Source organism: Salinimonas marina (assembly GCF_015644725.1).
Classification (GTDB): Bacteria; Pseudomonadota; Gammaproteobacteria; order Enterobacterales; family Alteromonadaceae; genus Alteromonas.
Genome location: NZ_CP064795.1, coordinates 1,609,981 through 1,631,507, shown reverse-complemented (window position 1 = coordinate 1,631,507; position 21,527 = coordinate 1,609,981). Strand labels below are relative to the sequence as shown.

At 49.0% G+C, this 21,527-nt stretch carries 15 protein-coding genes and 2 pseudogenes; 12 read left to right on the top strand and 5 right to left on the bottom strand.

What is annotated here, in order from left to right; translation table 11 throughout:
* The first annotated feature begins 94 nt into the window (after window positions 1-94).
* From arsC to IT774_RS07140, 4 genes are read left to right on the top strand one after another with little or no spacing between them, the layout of a single operon-like run.
* Window positions 95-448 (top strand): arsenate reductase (glutaredoxin), encoded by a 354-nt coding sequence (arsC, locus tag IT774_RS07155; protein WP_195811956.1) that lies wholly within the window; start codon window positions 95-97, stop codon window positions 446-448.
* Complete coding sequence (wrbA, locus tag IT774_RS07150) at window positions 449-1,048, top strand: NAD(P)H:quinone oxidoreductase (protein ID WP_195811955.1); 600 nt, start codon at window positions 449-451, stop codon at window positions 1,046-1,048. It begins immediately after the preceding gene.
* 11 nt (window positions 1,049-1,059) lie between these two features.
* Window positions 1,060-1,443, top strand: coding sequence for a DUF2069 domain-containing protein (locus tag IT774_RS07145; RefSeq protein WP_195812235.1), 384 nt, complete (start codon window positions 1,060-1,062; stop codon window positions 1,441-1,443).
* 46 nt (window positions 1,444-1,489) lie between these two features.
* Window positions 1,490-3,400, top strand: a complete 1,911-nt coding sequence (locus tag IT774_RS07140; protein ID WP_195811954.1) for a PKD domain-containing protein — start codon at window positions 1,490-1,492, stop codon at window positions 3,398-3,400.
* On the opposite strand, the gene hda is transcribed toward IT774_RS07140, so the two are convergent.
* Both hda and IT774_RS07130 read right to left on the bottom strand, forming a co-directional pair.
* On the bottom strand, window positions 3,397-4,149 hold the full coding sequence (hda, locus tag IT774_RS07135; protein ID WP_232365150.1) for a DnaA regulatory inactivator Hda: 753 nt from the start codon (window positions 4,147-4,149) through the stop codon (window positions 3,397-3,399). The two genes, IT774_RS07140 and hda, sit on opposite strands and share 4 nt — an antisense overlap.
* Window positions 4,137-5,399, bottom strand: coding sequence for a DUF2066 domain-containing protein (locus IT774_RS07130; protein ID WP_195811953.1), 1,263 nt, complete (start codon window positions 5,397-5,399; stop codon window positions 4,137-4,139). The genes hda and IT774_RS07130 overlap by 13 nt, the downstream gene beginning before the upstream one ends.
* A 278-nt stretch (window positions 5,400-5,677) precedes the next feature.
* Here IT774_RS07130 and purM point away from each other — a divergent pair.
* The 5 genes and pseudogenes from purM (at window position 5,678) to IT774_RS07110 (ending at window position 12,736) form a co-directional block, all read left to right on the top strand.
* Window positions 5,678-6,714 (top strand): annotated as a pseudogene (gene purM, locus IT774_RS07125) (phosphoribosylformylglycinamidine cyclo-ligase).
* Between the two features lie 3 nt (window positions 6,715-6,717).
* Window positions 6,718-7,364 (top strand): annotated as a pseudogene (gene purN / locus IT774_RS17380) (phosphoribosylglycinamide formyltransferase).
* Window positions 7,365-7,410: 46 nt separating this feature from the next.
* Window positions 7,411-8,058 carry a DUF3108 domain-containing protein gene (locus tag IT774_RS07120; protein ID WP_232365187.1) on the top strand — a complete coding sequence of 216 codons (648 nt, stop codon included), beginning with the start codon at window positions 7,411-7,413 and terminating at the stop codon, window positions 8,056-8,058.
* 193 nt (window positions 8,059-8,251) lie between these two features.
* On the top strand, window positions 8,252-10,705 hold the full coding sequence (fadE, locus tag IT774_RS07115) for an acyl-CoA dehydrogenase FadE (protein ID WP_195811952.1): 2,454 nt from the start codon (window positions 8,252-8,254) through the stop codon (window positions 10,703-10,705).
* 360 nt (window positions 10,706-11,065) lie between these two features.
* Complete coding sequence (locus tag IT774_RS07110; RefSeq protein ID WP_195812232.1) at window positions 11,066-12,736, top strand: AMP-binding protein; 1,671 nt, start codon at window positions 11,066-11,068, stop codon at window positions 12,734-12,736.
* A 204-nt stretch (window positions 12,737-12,940) separates the two neighbouring features.
* On the opposite strand, the gene IT774_RS07105 is transcribed toward IT774_RS07110, so the two are convergent.
* Complete coding sequence (locus tag IT774_RS07105; protein WP_232365149.1) at window positions 12,941-13,462, bottom strand: YqhA family protein; 522 nt, start codon at window positions 13,460-13,462, stop codon at window positions 12,941-12,943.
* 1,282 nt (window positions 13,463-14,744) lie between these two features.
* Between IT774_RS07105 and IT774_RS07100 the strand changes: the two genes are divergently transcribed.
* Window positions 14,745-15,683 carry a hypothetical protein gene (locus IT774_RS07100; protein WP_195811951.1) on the top strand — a complete coding sequence of 313 codons (939 nt, stop codon included), beginning with the start codon at window positions 14,745-14,747 and terminating at the stop codon, window positions 15,681-15,683.
* A gap of 12 nt (window positions 15,684-15,695) precedes the next feature.
* Here IT774_RS07100 and IT774_RS07095 read toward each other — a convergent pair.
* Both IT774_RS07095 and IT774_RS07090 read right to left on the bottom strand, forming a co-directional pair.
* Window positions 15,696-16,786 (bottom strand): IS3 family transposase gene (locus IT774_RS07095; protein WP_232365186.1). Its coding sequence is split into 2 segments (ribosomal slippage): window positions 15,696-16,597 and window positions 16,597-16,786, totalling 1,092 coding nucleotides; the frame shifts between segments, so codons are not numbered across the junction.
* Window positions 16,787-17,010: 224 nt separating this feature from the next.
* On the bottom strand, window positions 17,011-18,726 hold the full coding sequence (locus tag IT774_RS07090; protein ID WP_195811950.1) for a GGDEF domain-containing protein: 1,716 nt from the start codon (window positions 18,724-18,726) through the stop codon (window positions 17,011-17,013).
* 476 nt (window positions 18,727-19,202) lie between these two features.
* Between IT774_RS07090 and ansA the strand changes: the two genes are divergently transcribed.
* Both ansA and IT774_RS07080 read left to right on the top strand, forming a co-directional pair.
* Window positions 19,203-20,210, top strand: coding sequence for an asparaginase (gene ansA / locus IT774_RS07085; RefSeq protein WP_195811949.1), 1,008 nt, complete (start codon window positions 19,203-19,205; stop codon window positions 20,208-20,210).
* Between the two features lie 31 nt (window positions 20,211-20,241).
* A complete protein-coding gene (locus IT774_RS07080; protein WP_195812231.1) occupies window positions 20,242-21,054 on the top strand; it encodes a DUF2797 domain-containing protein in 813 nt (270 codons plus the stop codon).
* The last annotated feature ends 473 nt before the right edge of the window (window positions 21,055-21,527 follow it).

The window sequence follows — 21,527 nt, the reverse complement described above, 5'->3', positions numbered from 1 at the left end:
GCAATGTTGTAACAACCTTGTTAGAATCGATTACAGCAGCATAAACAAGGCGGGTATAGCTCGTCCACCGTTAATTTTCAGATGGAATAAAACCATGTCCAGCGTTCAGATTTTACATAACCCCCGTTGCAGCAAGAGCCGCCAAACCTTACAGCTATTACAGGACAACGGCATTGAACCGCATATTACCGAATATCTGAAACACCCGTTAACTGAAGCTGAGATTAAAACAATATTTGAAAAGCTAGGGTGTAACAGTGTGCTGGATATGATGCGTCCTAAAGAAGCTGAGTTTGCCCAGGCCGGCCTGGACAAGCAAACCATTACGACCGAGGAAGGCTTACAAGCCATCGCCAGGTACCCCAAGCTGTTAGAGCGGCCGATTGTCATAAAAGATAATCAGGCACGTATCGGCCGGCCCCCTGAAGCTGTCATGGAGCTTTTTTAAATGGCCGATATTCTGGTGTTGTATTATAGCCGCCATGGCAGCACGGCGAAGCTGGCACAGGCCATCGCCCGCGGTGTGGAAAGCGGTGGATGTAGCGCCCGGGTGCGCACCGTGCCGCCCATTCGTGATTATCAAAGTAATGAGATGCAAACGGTACCTGACGATGGCCCGCCGTTTGTTAGTGTTAAAGACTTGCAGGAATGTGCCGGCATGGCACTGGGCAGCCCGACCCGGTTTGGCAACATGGCCGCGCCCCTTAAAGCGTTTATTGACAGCACCAGCGACAGTTGGCTAAAAGGGCATCTTATCGATAAGCCCTGTTGCGTATTTACCTCCACCAGCAGCATGCATGGGGGCCAGGAAACCACCCTGCTAAGCATGATGCTGCCTTTGCTGCACCATGGCATGGTGGCCTGCGGCCTGCCTTACAGCGAACCGGGGCTGCATGAAACCGCGACCGGTGGCACCCCTTATGGGGCCACGCATGTGGCAGGCGAGCATGCCAACACCCTGAGTCAGCATGAAAATGAGCTGGCCCTGGCGCAGGGCAAACGGCTGGCGCAACTGGCGTTAAAGCTATCACAGGAATCTTCACAATGACCACCGGTGACATGGCCCCGACGACGTTCAAATTACGCTGGCTGGCCCTTATCAGTTATGGCTTGCTGCTGGGATGGGTTGCGCTCTGGCAACTATGGCTGAACACCACCCATGCCTATTCTGCGCTTTTTATTCTTCTTATTTACGCCCTGCCCTTATTGTTACCATTAAAAGGCATAGTGCAGGCCAGACCCTATACTCATGCATGGGCAAATTTTATAACTTTGTTTTATCTTATACACGGAATCACCGTGGCATACGCCGTCCCTGATGAACGCCTGTATGCTATAGTTGAAATTATTCTGGCGTCAGCCATGTTTACCGGTTGCAGTATGTTTGCCCGATATCGCGGTCGCGAGCTGGGTTTGGGTCTGAAAAAAACATCAAAGCACTAAGCGTCAGTGGTAACCGGTCTTAACCATGATAAAAGGATATTCGGCCATGAAATGGCTGCTGATAGGTTTTACTGTGCTATTAACCGCGTGCGGGGGGGAGCAGCGTGCTGAGGCACCAGCGTCTGCACCAGCCGAATCGCCCACTGCCACGCCGTTAACGCTAACCCTTCACGGCGCACTGACCGTGCCGGGTCACGACTCCGTGGCTCTGGCGATTATGCCTTCACCCGGCCACCAACTGGACACGGTAACCTGGTTGTTTGAAGACGATGACATTGAGGTGCTGGCCCCCACTTCTGGCACGATTGGTTTTGATGCGCCTGCAGCCGGCACCTATCCGTTTACGGTGACCGCCACCGACACCTCTGGAAACACGCAAACCCTTCGCCGACAACTTACGGTCACCGCTGAACCAGCCGGGCCGGTGCAGTTACGGTTAAGCCATCAGGCCGTAGAATCAGGCCGGGTGTCACTTAAAGTTACCGTCAGCAACCCTGACACCATTGAGCAGATAGACTGGCAGGTGATAAACGGTCCAACGGTGTCCTTCACCCGGGCCGGTGAACCCGAGGCGCTGGCCGACACGGTCTATTTTCAGGCGCCCGCCGTCACCACCGATACCCTGATAGAAATTGAGGTCAGCGTGCAGCGCTCCTCCGGCGAGGTCCACAAAGACAACGCCTATGTGATGGTGACCGATACCCCGGCAGCCGTGCAGGGCTTTTTTGCTAATAATGATATTTATCCTACCGACCTGATGCAGGCTTATCGTGACGGCCCCTACTCACAGGCATTAGAGCGCTGTGTGTACACCAGTGAGTTAGCGCGCTCATGTCGCTTCAGTACCCTGCCGCTTATTGGTCAGCTGCAGCAGGACACCCCGGACATAGAAACCATTTTACAGCGTACTTTGGTGTCTCATCGGTGGATGGGCGTGGCGTTTGAACAGTTTTTACTGACCTCCGCCGCCAGTGCCGACATCAGAAGGCTGCTGCGCGCGGCCACCGCGGTAGTAATCGCCTACGATATCCGCCCCTCATTTTACTGGAGTGCGACCGGCGCAATTTATCTGGATGCCAATCAGCTGTGGCAAACACCGGCCCAGCGCGACACCCTGGACCGGGCACCGGACTATCGCACCAGCTTTGGCGATACGCTGCAATATCGAAGCAGCTGGCGGTATGTTGCCAACAATGAGCTGTATTATCCGCAGGCCGGGCTGCCTGAAACAAAACGCCTTTCTCGCACTCAATCACAGGTAAATGCTGCTTTGACCTGGCTGTTGTTCCACGAGCTGGCCCATGCCAATGACTTTTTCCCCCCTTCAAGCTGGGCGCGACTGAGTGCCTCGGACAGTCCGCTGTCTTACGCGAATAATCATGCGCCGGTGTCGGTTCGCTTTAGTCAGGACTTTGAGCTGGCATCTGATACCTTATCTGAGCTGGCCCAGGTAAGCTATGGGGGCGCTACCGCAACCACCACTCAACAAGCGCTGACCGTGGCCGATATTGCCGGGGAATTTGCCGCCGACAGTGCGGTATCAATGTATTCGTATTTTACTGTGCAGGAAGATTTTGCCACCCTGTTTGAGCGGTTTATGATGCTGCACCGGCTGCAGGTGGAGGCCGATATCGGCCTGTTCGACAGCGACGCATTTGCTGATGAAACGCTGACGATAAGCTGGGCCCAACGTAACCGCATCAATGCCTCACATATCCAGGCACGGGCCGGCTATGTAGTACACCAGCTACTTCCAGAACTGGCTACAGCAGAAGCGCAAAATGCCATGCCAGCGCCGCAGTTATTTTCCCCGGGTACAGACTGGTTCACTACCTTTAGCCCGGGCCAGACTACTTCTGTAAGCAACACTCCGAATAAGCCAGTCGCCACCAAAACGGGAAAGATAATCACTCACGGGCATTTCGAGCAGCGTTTGCCGCTGCCGGAACTACATTAATCCAGGCCCAGTTCGCGTTTGACCAGTGCTACTGTGATTTTCTTTTGCTCCTGTAATGAGCGGGTGTCCAGCCGCTCTAACAGTAACATCAGGTTTTTCAGACTACGATCGTAGTGATGCAATAAAAACTGCAGCGCCGAATCGGAAAAGCGCAGGCCTTTCTGACGGGCACGAAGTCCCAGGGCCTGGATACGCTGCTCATCAGATAATGACTGGAGCTGGAAGGTGGTGCCCCATTGCAGACGCGAGCGTAAATCTGGCAGGTGGTATTGGGGGCTGGCGGCGCCCAGCTGCGAGGTACAAATCAGCACCGCGCCGGGCTGATCGATAATACGATTAATAAGATGAAACAGCGCTTCTTCCCACTGGGCGTTACCCGCGATTGCATGTAAGTTATCCAACGCCACCAGCGTCAGCGTTTCCAGCCCTTCGAACACCCCGGGACGTAACTCTCCGGTTTGGGATAAATTCAGATACAAATGGCTGATGCCCCGCTCTGCTAAGCGATGACATACTCCGTACAGCAAATGACTTTTGCCGCGGCCAGAAGCCCCCACAATACTGAGCAGTGGTAAGCGCTGCGCGGCCAGCGTGGTCAGTTCAGGTTGGTGATGCCACTGCGGCGCGCTATCACACAGTTGGCGTAAGGTGGTCACCAGTTGCTGATTAGCGGCCATGACAAAACTGTCAAAGGTTTCATCCACCGGCAATGACACCGGCAATGGCAATTGCTCGCCTATTCTTTCCAATAGAAATTGTGTCCTTCAAGCTTTTGCCCGAATGAGTCGGTAACCGGCCGCAACTGTGACTCAAATGATAAGGCATTGAAAAAGTCGCTGCGATCGCCCACCAGTGTTAAGGAAAATGTCGCCACCGACCCCTGCTGGCGCACCAGCACCGCAGAGTCCACCACACTTAGCTGGGCCAGAAACTCCTGGGCATGCACATAGTGGCTAAGGCTATCCAGGTTCGCCACCGAAATCGTTAAGCCATTATCGGTGGTATTGTCACCGTTAAAACGCACAGAAAACCGTTGGCCCAGATAATCGGCATAGTGTTCAACCAACTGGGTCACCGCTTTTTCAGGCGTATCGGCGCGCACCGTGCCAAACTGGCTGGCGCCCTCCTCCAGTAACACCCACTCCAGAGCATACTCACCTTCGCCACTGCGTGCGGGCATGGCGTAGACGGGCTTGGCAGCAGTCGGCTCGGCCTGCGGTGTCTGGCGGTCAGCTGTCTCGGCAGAATTATCGTCAACGCCTGGCTCAGACCCAAACGCCAGATTACTGGCCGCCAGCGCCTCTTCCAGCCGTTGTTCGGTACTCAGACGCTCATTATCGCGCTGCTCTGGTTTTTCAGACAGCCGTGCGCTCAGAATTAAATCTGGATTATAACGGGCCGAGGCCGAACGTAACGCAAAGGCAAACTGCCCCCAGACATCAGACACCGTAATACTGGTGTTATCAGTTAAATCCATCAGCGGTAAAGCTATCGGGACCCCACGCTGGGCACTAGCCTGATTCAACGCATGCCGGACTGACTCAGGTTGGTCTTCGCGTAATATCCAGCGCCGGGATTGTTGCTCACTGGCCAGCCAGAACAAGGTATCCGGACGTCGTGGCCCCCACACCGGCAGGTTTTCACGGCGTATCACTGTTTCCAGCGCGCTACGGGCAAACTCAGCTTCATAAACCAGTCTTTGCGGCTGCTGACTGTAGCGATACGAAACCAGATATGTTGAGGCCTGACCGAGCGCCTGGCGAACCCCGGCATTGCTTAATACCGCCGGGCTGCCGGTCATTTTAACAAAGACCTGCCGCAGCGCTTCGGTCTGCGCCCGCTTGCGTTCTTTGGGCCCTTGATTGGTTACCTCAACGGCGGCCCTGTTAACCTCTATAAGGCTACTTGCATGGACATTGATACTTACCCCCGACAGCAAAAGCAGAAAGATGAAACGAAGATAAACCGCATAAAAACGAACCGTAGTATTGATGTGCATTAACCAGCCTGACTCTTTAATACCAAGTGAGCAATAGATAGTAAGAGGCTCATTGTGGGCTATCCGCTGTTTTTTTTCACCATTAATTTTTCAGGCTCAAAATATCATCACAAAACCTATTGCGGCCCACCAGACTGGTCAGATTCATATGGTTAAGTCCCATCGTCCTTCGTTTTGGTAAGCATCGTGGTAAGGCCCCCACAAATTTACAACATTGGACTTACCTTCGGTTGCTGATAGAATTCGCGTTTTTACATCCTTTGCATCAGGGCATTACTGTGAGCGATAACAAAACCTCTTTAAGCTACAAAGACGCCGGCGTAGATATCGATGCTGGCAATCAGTTAGTTGACCGAATCAAATCGGTGACCAAAAAAACGCAGCGTCCCGAGGTTAAAGGGGCTTAGGCGGCTTTGGTGCATTATGTGAATTACCGGCAAAATATAAGCGGCCGCTGCTGGTTTCGGGCACCGATGGTGTGGGTACCAAGTTACGCCTGGCCATGGATGCCAATGAACATCATGGTGTTGGCATCGACCTGGTGGCAATGTGCGTGAATGATTTGATTGTTCAGGGTGCCGAACCCTTGTTCTTTCTTGACTATTACGCCACCGGTAAGCTGGATGTGGAGACCGCCGTGTCGGTCGTCAGTGGTATCGGCGAAGGATGTGAACAAGCCGGTTGTGCATTAATCGGTGGCGAGACAGCTGAAATGCCAGGTATGTATCATGGCGGCGACTATGACATTGCTGGTTTTTGTGTGGGTGTGGTAGAAGCAGAAGAGGTTATCGACGGCACCACAGTGGCACCCGGCCAGAAGCTTATTGCGCTAGGCTCTTCAGGGCCGCATTCCAATGGTTACTCCCTGGTCCGCAAAGTACTGGAAGTCAGCGAGGCGTCTTTGGAAGACGAGCTGGAAGGTAAATCATTGAAATCGCATTTGCTGGCCCCTACCCGCATTTATGTCAAATCGGTATTGAAATTGTTAGAACAGACTCGTGTCCATGCCATTTCCCATATTACCGGCGGTGGTTTCTGGGAGAATATTCCACGGGTCTTGCCTGATGATGCCAAAGTGGTTATTGATGAAAAAAGCTGGCAATGGCCTGCGGTATTTAACTGGCTACAGAACAATGGCAATATCACCGACCATGAAATGTACCGGACGTTTAACTGCGGCGTAGGACTGGTATTGGTAGTCGATGAACAGGATGTTGAGACCACCTTATCGGTACTCAAAGAACAGGGCGAAAATGCCTGGTTGCTGGGCCACATTGAAGCCCGTGGCGATGATGAACAGGTAGAGATTGTTTAGACGATGATACAGCCTACAAAAATTTGCGTACTTATTTCTGGCAACGGTTCGAACTTGCAGGCCATTCTTGATGCGATTGCCGCACAGCGTATCTATGGTGAGGTGGTGAAAGTAATTTCCAGCAAACCGGATGTATATGGTTTGGAACGTGCCAAAGCCGCCGGCGTTGAGGCGGTGGTGCTGGACCATTATCAGTACGAAACCCGGGAGGCCTACGACACGGCCTTAGCTGAAGCAATTGATGCCTGTGCAGCCGATTGTATTGTGCTGGCAGGTTTCATGCGTATTTTAACCCCGGGTTTTGTTACCCGGTATGCCGGTAAGCTGTTAAATGTTCACCCTTCGTTATTACCAAGATACAAAGGGTTGAACACCCATCAGCGGGCACTGGATAACAAAGACACAGAACATGGTGTGAGTGTGCATTTTGTTACGCCAGAATTAGATGGGGGCCCGGTTATAGTGCAAAGCCGGGTACCAGTATTTGAGGACGATTCCGCGCAGGACTTAGCTGAACGTGTACGTGAACAGGAATTGAGTATTTATCCACTGGTGGTTAAATGGTTCTGTGAGGGTCGGCTAAGTATGCAAAACAACAAGGCAATTTTAGACCATGAAACAATTCCCCGACGGGTTACGCAAACGATTAAGCACGGTCTGACAGCACTGCTACTGGCGGCGGCCAGCAGCAGTGTTATGGCCCAGAAGCTGCCTGCGCCTGAACCTTTCAAGGCGACTTACATTGCCTATAAATGGGGCGATGATGTAGGTGAAGCAAACATGCATCTTGAAGTATTGTCAGACAATCAGTATTCCCTGACGTATTCATCTGATGTCTCAAAGTTCTTTTTGTCTGATGAGCGTTTTGAGCATTCGATTTTTTTTATTGAAGATTCCGAACTGGTGCCCTCACAGTATCATTATAAACGTACCGGTACCGGACCCGATGCGCAGTTGAGTCTTGCATTTAACAAAACGCCCAAGCCGCAAATAGCCATTAAAAATGGCGAGACGCTGGCCTGGCAGGGAGAGTTGGATAACCAGCTTTACCGGCTGGATATTGCCCGACAACTGGCTGCTGGTAATCATGATCTGGCATACGACTTTGTGAATTACCGGGGTGAAAAACGCCATTACGGTATCGACATACTGGGGGAAGAAACCTTGTCGCTGCCCTATGGCGTACTGGATACCATCAAAGTAAAGCTGGTACGTGACTCCAAAACCCGCGAAACCTTCGCCTGGTTTGCACCCGAGCTCAACTATCAGTTGGTACGCCTGCAACAATTTAAAGATGGTGATGAACAGGGAGATATTAAGCTCGCTGAATACACCACCCGATAAAATCCATTCTAAATAACCAGCTACTGAACCAGTAGCTGGTTTCCCATCTCAAAATACCTGTTTAACTGTCGCTTTTACTTGATCTTTCGGCCCTAAATATATAGGTTTAAATTAAGCTGGTCTGACCTCGAAAGCAATTGCTCGCGTTGAAGGCAATGACCACATTAACGCCGAATTTTATCAGGAGTGTAAAATGGCAGAACTTGTCTGGTTTTTAGTAATTTTACTGGCGCTGTGCATCGCCAGTTATAAGCGTATGGGACTGATGAACACCATCGCGCTGACGGGTGCGCTAATGGTACTGGGTACCTTATTTGGCGACATCGGCATTCTTGGCTGGCTGGTGTATCTGGTGATTGCGGTGCCGTTAGGCGCGGCGGATATCCGCAAACCCTATATCACCAAAAAGTTGCTGGCTTTTTATAAAAAGGTCATGCCCGAAATGTCACGCACCGAACAAGAAGCCATTGACGCTGGCACCGTGTGGTGGGATGGCGATATTTTTAGTGGCGATCCGGACTGGGATAAACTACATGGTATTCCCAAAGGTCGACTAAGCGAAGAAGAACAGGCGTTTCTGGACGGCCCGGTAGATCGGGTGTGTCAGATGGTGGATGAATGGCAGATTAACCACAAAGAGGCCGATCTTCCTGCTGAAATCTGGGATTTTCTTAAAGAACACAAGTTCTTCGCCATGATCATTAAAAAGCAATATGGCGGACTGGAGTTTTCAGCCTACGCTCAGTCGCGGGTATTGCAAAAACTGGCGGGGTGCAGCGCGGTGCTGTCCTCTACCGTCGGTGTCCCCAATTCATTGGGGCCGGGCGAATTATTACAACATTATGGTACGACTGAGCAGCAAGACTATTATCTACCGCGGCTGGCTGATGGTACCGAGGTTCCCTGTTTTGCATTGACCGGTCCGGAAGCCGGCTCTGATGCCGGTGCCATCCCGGATGTGGGTATCGTATGTAAAGGCGAATGGAACGGTGAAGAAATCCTGGGCATGCGGCTGACCTTTGATAAGCGGTATATCACGCTGGCCCCTATTGCTACGGTAATCGGACTTGCCTTTAAAATGCAGGATCCCGATGGCTTGCTTGGGGAAACGCCCGACTTAGGCATCACCTGTGCGCTGATCCCCCGTGATACCAAAGGCCTGGATATTGGCCGTCGCCACTTTCCGCTGAATACCCCGTTCCAGAACGGACCTATTCGGGGTCAGGATATTTTTGTGCCGCTGGATTATATTATTGGTGGCCAGTCAATGGCCGGCAAAGGCTGGCGCATGCTGATGGAGTGTCTGTCGGTGGGTCGTTGTATTACCCTGCCCTCCACCGCTGCTGGCGGTGCCAAAACCTGCGCACTGGCCACCGGTGCCTATGCCCGTATTCGCCGTCAGTTCCGTATGCCCGTCGGTCATATGGAAGGCGTGGAAGAAATGCTGGCCAGAATCGGTGGCAACACCTACCTGATGGATTCGGTTACCCGCCTGTCCACGGTGGGCGTCGACCTGGGTGAAAAACCCTCGGTTATCTCTGCCATTTGTAAATACCATCTGACTGAAAAAATGCGTCAGATTATCAATGACTCGATGGATATTCATGGTGGTAAAGGCATCATGCTGGGGCCAAATAACTATCTGGGCCGTGCGTATGAAGGGGCGCCGATTTCTATCACCGTAGAAGGGGCCAATATCCTTACCCGTAATATGATGATATTTGGTCAGGGCGCGATGCGTTGCCACCCCTATGTGCTTAAAGAACTTGAAGCTGCGGCGATGGACGATCGTGACGAACAGCTTGAAGCATTCGATAAAGCGGTATTCGGTCATATTGGTTTTGCCATGTCGAACAAAGTTCGCAGCCTTTGGTTTGCCATTACCAGCAATGCCTTTAGCTCTGCGCCTTTTGCAGATGACACCGCGCGCTACTATAAGCTATTGCAAGGCTATAGCGCGAACCTGGCATTTATGACCGATGTGTCAATGGGTGTGCTTGGTGGCGATCTGAAACGCCGTGAACGCCTGTCTGCCCGCTTGGGCGATATCCTTAGCGGTATCTATCTGGGCAGTGCCACCTTAAAACGGTTCGATGAAGAAGGCCGCTTGCACGAAGATGCGCCGCTCATGCACTGGGCAATGCAACAGACCCTGTATGACATTGAAACCGCGATTCTGGATTTTCTGGCTAACTTCCCTTCCCGGCCGGTGGCCCTGGGGCTTAAGGCTGTAGTTATTCCATTTGGACGGCGTTGCGAAAAACCCTCAGATCGCCTGGAGCATAAAATTGCCGGCATCCTGCAGACCCCGTCTACCGCCCGCAGTCGTCTTGGTAACGGTCAGTACCTGACCCGCGAAGAAGGCAATCTGTTTGGTGATTTAGAACAGACCCTGGAAGATGTGATTGCCAGCGAGCCGGTGTTTAACCGGATTTGCAAGGACAGAGGCGAAAAACTGCCGTTTACAAACCTGGATAAACTGGCGGATGAAGCGCTGGCAAGCGGTATTATCAACAATGATGAGGCGGAGCTGCTAACACGCACCGAAGCCGGCCGTATGCGTACCATTGCCGTGGATGACTTTGATCATGAAGAGCTGGTACTGGGCAAACAAAAGAAAACCCGTCGTAAGACTGCGGCGGCCTGATGCGCCATAGCTTTTAATGCGCTTTACCAAAAACCTCGCTTCGGCGAGGTTTTTTTATCAGCTTTGGTTACCTGAACCTGGATATCTACCCCCCTTTTTGCTTACTCGCTTCTTTGCTTGATTGAGCATCGCCTGGCCACCACAAACATGTCGACAACCTCATATAAGACTTTAGTCTACACTTTGTTGCCGACTTGTTAATATATGTTTAATGTGAAGCTTCTTTCGTATCAGAATCTGTTCCACCCGGATGATTCTGAACTGCATGCATCATTAACCTACTGCAGCTGTCCCTGCCGGGGCAAGGAGGCAACATTGCCAACTCAATCACAAACAATCACATCATCATTACCGTTAACCATGAGTGCCTATTCAGGGGCCACCGATCGGCCTGTCAGTGAATCCACCATCACCCAACATCTGGCCCAGGTTGTCGACAGTCATCCCGACCAGGAAGCTATCGTGGTCCGGCACCAGAATATTCGCTGGAGTTACCGTGAATACCTGCAAGAAATAGAGCGGGTAGCGGCCGGTTTTGTGGCACTGGGGGTCCAACCTGGTGATCGTGTGGGTATCTGGTCTCCAAATAATATTGAGTGGGCTCTGGTGCAAATGGCGACGGCTAAAATCGGCGCTATTATGGTATGCATTAATCCGGCCTACCGCCCCGAGGAGCTGGCGTTTGCGTTAAACAATGTGGAAGTAAAATACTTGGTGATGGCCCAAGAGTTTCGCGGCTCTGACTATGTAGAAATGATTTATTCTTTAATGCCTTCTCTAAAAGACCCGAACTCCACAGAGACCAATCGTCTGCCTACGGTTAGCCAGGTAATAAGTATTGGCGAGGAGCCGCTCACCGGTATGTTGCCTTTTGCTGAACTACAAACCATGGCTGGCGATGAGCATTACGCGACAATGCGCGCACGGGAGGCGTCCTTGTCTCCTGACCAGCCAATTAATATCCAGTTTACCTCCGGCACCACGGGCAATCCCAAAGGCGCCACCCTGAGCCACCGTAATATTCTGAATAATGCTCTGTTTGTCGCCCAGGCCATGCACATGAGCCACGAGGACCGCTTATGTATTCCGGTGCCCTTGTATCATTGCTTTGGCATGGTCCTTGGCAATCTGGTATGCATGGTTAGCGGCGCCTGTGCGGTGTTTCCGGCCGCCGCGTTTGATCCCCTCACGACCCTGCAAACGGTAGAACAGGAAAAGTGCACCGGTTTACATGGTGTCCCCACGATGTTTATTGCCGAACTCGAGCATCCTGATTTTGAACAGTTTGATTTGAGCAGCCTGCGCACCGGGGTCATGGCCGGCAGCACCTGCCCGGAAGAACTGATGCGTAAAGTCCATGAGCTGTTTCATATGCGCGAAGTGGTCATCGGCTACGGCCAAACAGAATGCAGCCCCATCAATCACATTACCGAAACCGACTCACCCATTGAAAAACAGGTTAAAACAGTGGGTCGGGCGATGGACCACACTGAGGTTAGAATTATCGACGAGCAGGGGCATATCGCGCCTATCGGTCAGGCCGGTGAAATTTGTGCCCGGGGCTATTGTGTGATGCAGGGTTACTGGGGGGACGAGGAAAAAACCAACGCCACCATTGATGAGCACGGTTGGTTACATTCCGGTGACTTGGGTGTTATGGATGAAGAAGGCTATGTCACCATCGTCGGGCGCATCAAAGACATGATTATCCGGGGTGGTGAAAATATCTATCCACGGGAAATCGAAGAAGTCCTCTACCTGCATGAAGAGATAAGCGATGCTGCGGTGTTTGGGATCCCGGATGATCGCTACGGAGAGCAGGTCTGTTTGTGGCTTAAGGTGCGCGAAGGAAGCAAGATTCATGAAGAAGAGATTCGGGCTTATCTGAAAGAGCATCTGGCCTATTTCAAAATACCCAAATACATCAGCGTGGTTACCGACTATCCCATGACGGTCACCGGCAAACTGCAAAAATTTAAAATGCGTGAGCAAATGATCAAACAACTGGAGGCGGAGGCCCTGAACGCTTAACTGAACGATTGCTCTGACGCTTAATTTGACGCTTAATTTGACGCTTGATTTGACGCTTGATTTGACGCTTAACGTATCGCCGGGAAGCGTCTCATTATTGAGGCGCGCCCCCGCATCTTCGTTTGGCCCCTGCTCTGATGCTGACCAGCACCGGGGCGAACCCGGCCGGCCCTTAATGTTCCTTATCGCGGTGAGCATGACTCATCAAAAACAACCCCCCGCTAAGGCAAGAATCGATACCGCCAGATAAATTGCATCCAGGGGTGTTTCAAAACGAATATCGACCACCGCTCTGAAAAATTCAATAATTACAGCCAGAATCACCACTCGTGCGATTTTATCTTTCAACTGGTCAAAGGAATGCACATTAAACGGATGGGAAGTGCCATGATTTTCAGCATCATCGATGGGCGACACAAATAACCGATAAATCCCGGTGCCAAAGATAAGCAATACCACCGCGATAAGATAGATATCAATGGCAATAATAATCTGGGGAACTACCCTATCGTGAATGTCCGGACCTTCCTGACTTATATAGTAGTCCACCACATGCTTCAGCAATTTAAAAATATCCAGAGTGCCGATACAAAACAGCATCAACGCTGCAAAGATACTGGGGACCACCGCAAACATCACCAGCAAGCGTGAACCCCACAGTGCTTTTTCAAAAGGCTGCTCGAGATGGGGGTAAGATTTAGCCGAAGCGTCTTTGTTTTTTTTCATAGTTTTTATAGGCTTAAAAAAGCCGCATAGTAGTCTTTTTACAACGAAAAGAAAGCTTTTTCCCAAGAGTTTTTTGTTATTTTAATGCCATTTGTTAGTTAAGTTTTCCACTATCAGCACGTATACCATCCAGCAGCCGTAGCCGGATGTCAATCCGCGGTAGGTTTTCTCTCAATTTCTGTGCCGATGTCACGCCGTGCCGCTGGCAAAAACATTGAGGTAAGGTATTGGGTTTAGAATGCGAAGTGAGCGCATCCTGATAGGTCGTGTGTATTTTTTCAGCCATATATACGAATTCGCTGGGTAGGGCCCCTCCTTTCCACATCCATACTATCTGGATAAAAACCAAATTATCGTGATGGATAGGCTGAGGCAAGGTTTGATTTTCAGACCGTTGGGCTTTGTAGTAACGATTGACTCTTCCAGAACCGGTCCGATAACCACCATCATGATAGCGATAAGCAAAAAGGTCATATAATGGCCCGATAGCGCCGGCGACTCCATAACAAAGGCAAAGGTAGGTGAAAATGGGGCAGAACCCGAAGCTCAGGCCTTACCATTAGACTAATACTAAGAATTTATAGGCTCAAGAGGCACTGACATATTCAAGCCAAGTAGCGCACCAATTTTTTAAATCTGGCGCAGTGTGGTTCGTGAGTCGATAACTATGCATGCACTTTTATTCTATATCGTCTTCTACTAGCATACAGTCTTCGATTTAGTTGCATAATTTCTAATATCCATATGCATAAATTCAAGATTGACGACGATTTTTTAATCGTATTAATCATCCTCTTTGGCCATCTACTCTAATAAGCGCCATATGAACTAGGTGGGATTCTGCTGATGTTACATTCTTTGTTTTTGAAAGGCTTTTCCAGTGAACGAGCAAATTCTTCTCCATCAACACCTAGCCATAAATTACCTCTAATAGTTTTAGCTACACTGTTAAGTAACTATCATCAAAAAATCTCAGATTTAACTGAAAAATGCTGTAACGTAAAAAATTTTTGGGTATTAAATTTCTATGAATGATGTTTATTTTCATACTGTAAGTGGCTGCTTGTCTATTTGTATTATTTTTAATAGATGTTTAGCAGGAGATTCCATTAAAGGTTGCTGGTCGTTAAAATAGATTTGAATATTTGCTCTTTACATTCAGGTGGCTAAAATTTACTCTTTAGCTAATAGTTTGTGTATAAGTTGGCTTACGGAATCATTTAAAATTTTTTCTAACTCTTTAGCGCGTCAAAGATAATTTGCGCTTCTATAGGTTTTTATTATGAAGATAAAATTTTTACTTTTAGCTTTGCTTGTTTTTCTTGGAGGGTATTTTTTTATAGATAAGAAGGGAAAAAAGCCTTCAAAAGAAAATCTTAGCTCTGAGAATAGTATTGAATTCGGGGTTGAGGCTAAGAATGATAAAGTTGCTATACAAAATAATTATCAGTTCGAGCAAGAAAAAAAGGAACCCTCAAAAGAAGTTATTTTTTCACAAAAGGAATGCTACGCCTTTTCTAGTTCCGATAAAGAATACTTGAATCAAGTTGTGACAAAATTCACTCAGGAAAATGTAATCTTTCCAAGCTCTGTCCTCCCATATCTTACTGAGTTGAGCGAAGAACAATTGATACTTGAGTTCGAGTCGGGAAATAACAGTGCTGCATACGTACTTGGAATGAACCATTTCTATTCGTCATATAACTCAAACTGGCATAACCCTTACCTTGGGTCAAATGTTCCTTCTGGTGAAGGAAAGCCAATCAATTTTGAATCCGAAGCTATGGAAAAAGCAAGAGAATGGCTTTGGAAGGCGGCTATAAACGATATACCAATAGCATTGCTAGAGCTGGGTAATACCTATAGGTATGAGAGTGCTTTTTATAAAAAAGAAAACTTTCCAAATTGGAGTGATAGTGATTTTAATGAGTCTGACTTTTATAAAAGATCAAAGTCTAAAGAGCTTGCCTATAAAGTGCTTTTCGAAGAAGTTACCTCTGGCTATCGCGAGTTATCTGGTAAACCGCTTAATGATTATGAATCTCAGATGGATAAATTGCAATTTGAGGGGAAAATTGAAGAAATAGAGGGTATAAGGAGATTATGGTCACTGCGTCGTAGTGAAGCTGGAAAAGGTAAAATAGTTGAATTACTGATTCCAAAAGAAGTAAATGAATCTATAGCAAGGATGAAAAAACTGGAATGCTCCGAGTTTTATTGACACCCGTTTTCCTCAAAATGAGGCTTGCTCAAACTGTTCGGGGCTAATGCCGCCGAGGTGGCTGTGTCGGCGTTTTCGATTATAAAACACCTCGATGTAATCAAAGATATCAGCTTTGGCTTCATCCCGTGTTCGGTATTGTCGATAGTTTATCCGCTCACGTTTAAGCACACCGAAGAAGCCTTCACAGGCGGCGTTGTCTGCGCAGTGGCCCACAGCACTCATGCTACTGGTTAGGTTTTCGCGTTTGAGTAATTTCTGATAATCACCGCTGGTAAATTGCGTTCCGCGATCAGAGTGCAGCACCACATTGTGTTGCTCCTGTCGCTGCCAGACCGCCATCTCGACGGCCCGCATGACCATGTGCCTGTCCTGGCGATGATGCATTGACCAGCCCACGATGAGTTTGCTGAACAGGTCAAGCACCACACACAGATAGAGCTTACCTTCCAGCGTCGCCACTTCGGTGATGTCAGTCACCCACTTGGTTTCTGGCGCCTGGGCAGTAAAGTCCCGTTCAAGATGGTTGGCTAGGCCAGCGGGGCGTATTGAGCTACGTTTTGTGCCACGGCCTTTTTTGCGCGGCCAGCCGTAAATACCGTTCACAGCCATAATCCTTGCGATACGATTCAGGCTGGCCTCGATACCTTCAGCTTGCAGGTCTTCATGCATGCGTGGTGCATCAATGATACCGCCGCTATCGTCGTGAATTTCACGCATACGCTCAAGCAATTGTGCATTGGCGATGTCACGCGCACTGGGCTGACGCTCCACCCACGCGTAATAACCACTCGGTGAAACATTTAGACAGCGGCACATCATGCGAACGGCAAAGCTGTCGCGGCAACGCGATATCGCCTGATACCTTACGGTAACTCTTTGGCGAAGAACGTTGCCGCTTCTCGCAAAAAATCGCGTTCCTTTTTGACTTTAGCCAGCTCTCTTTTTAGCTTAGCCATCTCTTCATCGCGAGGGCTGCCATGGCCTTTAAATGCCTGATCTTTGGCTTGTTCAGCTTCGCGCTTCCAGCGGTTTAACAGGTTTGGATTAACACCGATATCCAGTGCTATCTGGCGACAACTCACACCCGGTTGCTGGGTCAGTAAAACAGCTTCGTGTTTGAACTCTGGGGAATATTTTCATCGTTTGGTCATAGACACTCCTTCTAGGCACAGTATGCCTTCTTATAGATGTGTCCGTAAAATCTGGGTAGAACACCACCAATTCCTGGGTTATCCAAGCCTGTCGGGGCACTGAGTCGAGCGACATCATTAATTCTTTTATTAGTTTTTTGATTGCTGACAATTTTGAAATTAGTCCAATGCAATTAAATTTTTTCGGAATAAACACAAACCTGATTACGCCCGTATTTTTTCGCCTGATACAAAGCTAAGTCAGACGCTGAAAACAGATGTTCCAGATGGTAGCCCACCTGCTGCGTATCACTGACACCGAAACTGGCACTGATGGTGAGTTCATGGCCCGTGATAGGGGGTTCAATGCGACCAATACTTTCACGGCAGCGCTCCGCGAACACCAGCGCGGTATTATTGTCGGTATTGGTCATGAGGATCCCGAACTCCTCGCCGCCAATGCGGCCTAATAAATGATGGTTCGGGGTACAACATTGATTGATCACCTTCACCACTTCACGCAACACCCAGTCACCGGTTTGATGACCATGGGTGTCGTTAATTTTTTTAAAGTGGTCAAGATCAAAAAATATCAGTGCTACAGGTTGCCCACGGTGTTGTGCTTTAATCAGCGCCATAGTGGCCTGGTCGCTGAAATAGCCGCGGTTTGCCACATCAGTCAACGCATCGGTAGTGGCCAGATAACGTAATCGTTTTTGCATTTTCCGGGTACGGAATGCCCAGTAAAGTGTGACAAAAACCATCACCATCGCCAGGCCCAAAGCAATCACCATACTTTGGGCTTTCTCACCCACTAGCCGAGACTCCTCACTCAATAATTTGTTTTTTTCATCAAGCAACGCAATGTGAGTTTCTTTGTTTTTTAGATTAAAGCGTGCTTGTTGTAATGCCAGGGATTTGACCACTTGTTCAGAATGAAAATCATCTTCAAGCCGGTTGACCGCTGACACATAGGTATATGCCTGTTGATAATTATGCTGTGCTACTGCTAGCTGGGCCAGCAGCTTGTATGCCTTGATCAAGGAGGCTTTATATTGCTCAGTTTTATCCAAATCGATTACCTGCCGGGCAAGATTTGCCGCAGATTTTTTATGCCCCAGCCGGAATTTAAGGTGCGCATAGGTTGTCAGAAACTGACTTTTCAAAAAGATAAAATTCACCGGCTCTACTGCTGCCCAGGCTTTTTTAGCAGCAACCCGCGCTTTAGACAACAGACTATTCCCGATGTAGTAATCCACCTTAACAATCAGGTTGGTAGCCACAAAATAATCCTGCTCTGTTTGTCTGCAGATTTTAATCGCTTCATTAATCTGGGTTTCAGTGACGCTGTTATCAGCCAGATACACTTCGATTTGTTTGCTTTTGGCAAAACAAATATGCTCCGGGCGGGCATCAGGATGGGCCAGGATTCGGTTGATGTAAATCAAAGCCGTTTCCGGCAGTCCCACATTTTTGTAAAACACCAGTAGCCCCTGAAAAGCTTCGGTTTCAACATTTTTAGACACTGGTTTGGACAACAATAGTTCAAGTTCTGATGCCAGCTCAAAGCTTCGTTGCCATTTTTCACGATAAGAAGCAATGCCAAGGGCGGCCTGCAATACTCTGATCCGCAATTCCGACTCGGGTAATGTGTCCAGTAAGGTTTCGTAGCGCTCAAGGGTATAATCCAGATCGCCGTCAAAGGTGCTTAAATAGGCTTTAAGAAAACGATAATAGTTCATCTGCGCCTCGCTAAGCTGAGCCAGGCTGATCCGATCCAACAACCGCTGGGCCTGAGAGCGATCGCTAAATTTTATGGTATCGGCTTTTTCTAATAATTGTGAATCGTCCGCGAGCGCATAAAACGTGAAACCGGCATACAAAAAAATTACGACTATAATCAGGTGCATAGGCGCTCACATTTTTGGATTTTTCGGCGGCACGGTATCTCGATCCGGATCGGGAACACGAGAAGGATCTTTGGGTGAATCAGGCCCCGGCAGTATCGGCGGCACAATGCCTTGTTGATGACCAGCAGAAGAATGGCATGTCCTGAAAAAAGTAAAGCGCATAATCGTCCTTGTTAAGCCTATAGTGGTGATGCGGCTGACTCTGTTGCTATTATAATCTTGTGGTTACCATCAGGCGCGAACCCTGCAATCCTGAATGGCAGCTGATTTATGTAGCACTCATTAGTTTTATAAAACCGTGAATCTTGATCAATTATGCCTTCAAATCCCCCATCTACAAGTACTAATTAATTAATTTCTTATACTTTTGTCTAATAAATTATGGCCAGTGATTGGGGCCCTTCCCAAACCCTTTTGATGACTTCTGAACAGGGCTTGCTACAATATCGTAATATCAATTACTTACTGAAGAAACCATGCGCAAACATATCTATATCGCTTACACCGGCGGCACCATAGGCATGAAACCTTCGGCTCACGGTTACGTGCCGGCGGCGGGCTTTTTAGGCCAGACTCTGGAAGACATGCCAGAATTTCATCGCGAGGAAATGCCTTTATTCACATTGCATGAATACGGTCACCTGCTTGATTCGTCTGATATGAAACCCTCTGACTGGCAGCAAATTGCCGATGACATTGCGCGCAACTACCATAAATACGATGGTTTCATCATTTTACATGGTACTGACACCATGGCGTACACGGCCTCTGCACTTAGCTTTATGCTGGAAAATCTGTCTAAGCCGGTTATTGTCACCGGCTCACAGATTCCGCTGGCGGAGTTACGCTCAGACGGCCAGGTCAATTTATTAAATGCCTTGTATGTGGCGGCCAATTTTCCGATCGCGGAAGTCGGCCTGTTTTTCAATAACCGGCTATTAAGGGGAAACCGGAGTCGTAAAGTGGACGCAGATGGATTTAACGCCTTCGACTCACCCAATTTTCCGCCCTTGCTTGAGGCCGGTATTAATATCCGGTTGAATGCCGGAAAGCTCGCTACCCAGACCCAACACACTATGTCAGTCAGTCCGGTCACCGCGCAGCCCATCGGGTTGGTCAGTTTGTACCCGGGCATCTCCTCACAGGTCATCAAAAATATTTTACAACAACCGGTGAATGCACTTATTTTGTTAAGTTATGGGGTGGGTAATGCGCCTTTGCACCGCGATCTTCTAGAACAGCTCGAACAGGCTACCGAACAGCAGATTCCGGTACTTAACTGTACGCAGTGTTTGCGGGGCCGGGTTAATATGCGAGGCTATGCCACCGGTCAGGGTCTGGCCGCCGCCGGTGTATTGCCCGGTAGTGATATGACCCCAGAAGCAGCCCTGGCAAAGCTGCATTACTTATTGAGTAAAAATCTTCCCTTTACAGAGCTGCAACAATCTCTGACCCAGAATTTACGTGGAGAAATGAGTGACTGATACACGCACGGTAACTGGCAATATACGCAAAATGCGGGTAACCGCCGATCCCCAAACACACCAGGTTACGTACGAGCTGCCGGTGGGCGATACCCTGTTAGACATGAACACTCTGATTGGCCAGCACATCAGCATGACGCACAGTGGCGTTATTAATTGTGTTCATTGTGGACGCAAAACCAAGAAAAGCTTTAACCAGGGTTATTGCTACCCTTGCCTGACGTCTCTGGCCCAATGTGATAGCTGTATCATCAAGCCGGAAAAATGCCATTATCATGAAGGCACCTGTCGGGAGCCAGAATGGGGCGAACAAAATTGCATGAGCGATCATTTTGTGTACCTGGCCAATACCGGAAATCTTAAAGTAGGCATCACCCGTCATGTGCAGGATACCGTCTCCAGTCGCTGGATGGATCAGGGGGCCAGTCAGGCCATGGTGATGTTACGGGTGCCCGACCGTTTGACGAGTGGCTTGGTGGAAACCCTTTGCAAAGATTTTATTGCGGATAAAACCAACTGGCGCACGATGTTAAAAGGCACACCGGAAAATCAGGATCTTGAGGCGAAAAAAACCGAACTTCTGCAAGCCATCGCTCCCGAGCTGGACAAACTGCGCCAGCAAAAAGGATTGCAGGCCATTAGTGAGGTGAACAGTGAGTGTGTGCAGATTGCCTACCCTGTTGAACAGTATCCGGAAAAGATAAAATCAATCAATTTAGACAAGACGCCTTCATTTAGCGGCGTCCTGCTGGGGATTAAGGGTCAGTATCTGATTCTGGATGAAGACCGGGTTATTAATATGCGTAAATACGCCGGTTATCAACTGGAAGTGTGTACCGGTTAATCTTTACGGTAAACAGGACGTATCCGGGCGAAGATAAGCTCACAGGCCCCAGCCGAAACGGTGGGGGCTGGGCAAAAAGGCGCCATCCGCTAACATCATGGATTTAGGGACTTTATGCCACTCTGGTAGGGCCACCCCACCGCACAAGCTCTACACCTTATTGATTTTGAAAACCTTTTCTAAAAGTATTTCCAGAATAAACTCGCTAAGAGTTAGATTTTTTTTCACTTCAGCTCGTTTTTCACCTAGCTCAAGTAGCTTTGGCTCTATCGTTATATTCAGTGTAGATTCTTACTAGCCTTGCCGATAATTGCGTAATGTTGGCGCGGCACTACTGTGACCCATCAGTCGTTTTCCATCTTCTAAAAAAGCGTAATTGGTCGCAGCCCTTGCATGAATACCACGCTCTTGAGATGCATTTCACAATTGACACGACTTCAGGGCTTTTTGCATTTGTTTATACCGCATACTTC

Coding starts and splice junctions, on each gene's coding strand:
- fadE (WP_195811952.1), top strand. CDS start 8,252: ATGGCAGAACTTGTCTGGTTTTTAGTAATTTTACTGGCGCTGTGCATC.
- IT774_RS07145 (WP_195812235.1), top strand. CDS start 1,060: ATGGCCCCGACGACGTTCAAATTACGCTGGCTGGCCCTTATCAGTTAT.
- IT774_RS07130 (WP_195811953.1), bottom strand. CDS start 5,399: ATGCACATCAATACTACGGTTCGTTTTTATGCGGTTTATCTTCGTTTC.
- IT774_RS07100 (WP_195811951.1), top strand. CDS start 14,745: ATGAAGATAAAATTTTTACTTTTAGCTTTGCTTGTTTTTCTTGGAGGG.
- IT774_RS07110 (WP_195812232.1), top strand. CDS start 11,066: ATGAGTGCCTATTCAGGGGCCACCGATCGGCCTGTCAGTGAATCCACC.
- IT774_RS07090 (WP_195811950.1), bottom strand. CDS start 18,726: ATGCACCTGATTATAGTCGTAATTTTTTTGTATGCCGGTTTCACGTTT.
- IT774_RS07105 (WP_232365149.1), bottom strand. CDS start 13,462: ATGAAAAAAAACAAAGACGCTTCGGCTAAATCTTACCCCCATCTCGAG.
- ansA (WP_195811949.1), top strand. CDS start 19,203: ATGCGCAAACATATCTATATCGCTTACACCGGCGGCACCATAGGCATG.
- IT774_RS07120 (WP_232365187.1), top strand. CDS start 7,411: ATGGCCCAGAAGCTGCCTGCGCCTGAACCTTTCAAGGCGACTTACATT.
- wrbA (WP_195811955.1), top strand. CDS start 449: ATGGCCGATATTCTGGTGTTGTATTATAGCCGCCATGGCAGCACGGCG.
- arsC (WP_195811956.1), top strand. CDS start 95: ATGTCCAGCGTTCAGATTTTACATAACCCCCGTTGCAGCAAGAGCCGC.
- IT774_RS07080 (WP_195812231.1), top strand. CDS start 20,242: ATGCGGGTAACCGCCGATCCCCAAACACACCAGGTTACGTACGAGCTG.
- IT774_RS07140 (WP_195811954.1), top strand. CDS start 1,490: ATGAAATGGCTGCTGATAGGTTTTACTGTGCTATTAACCGCGTGCGGG.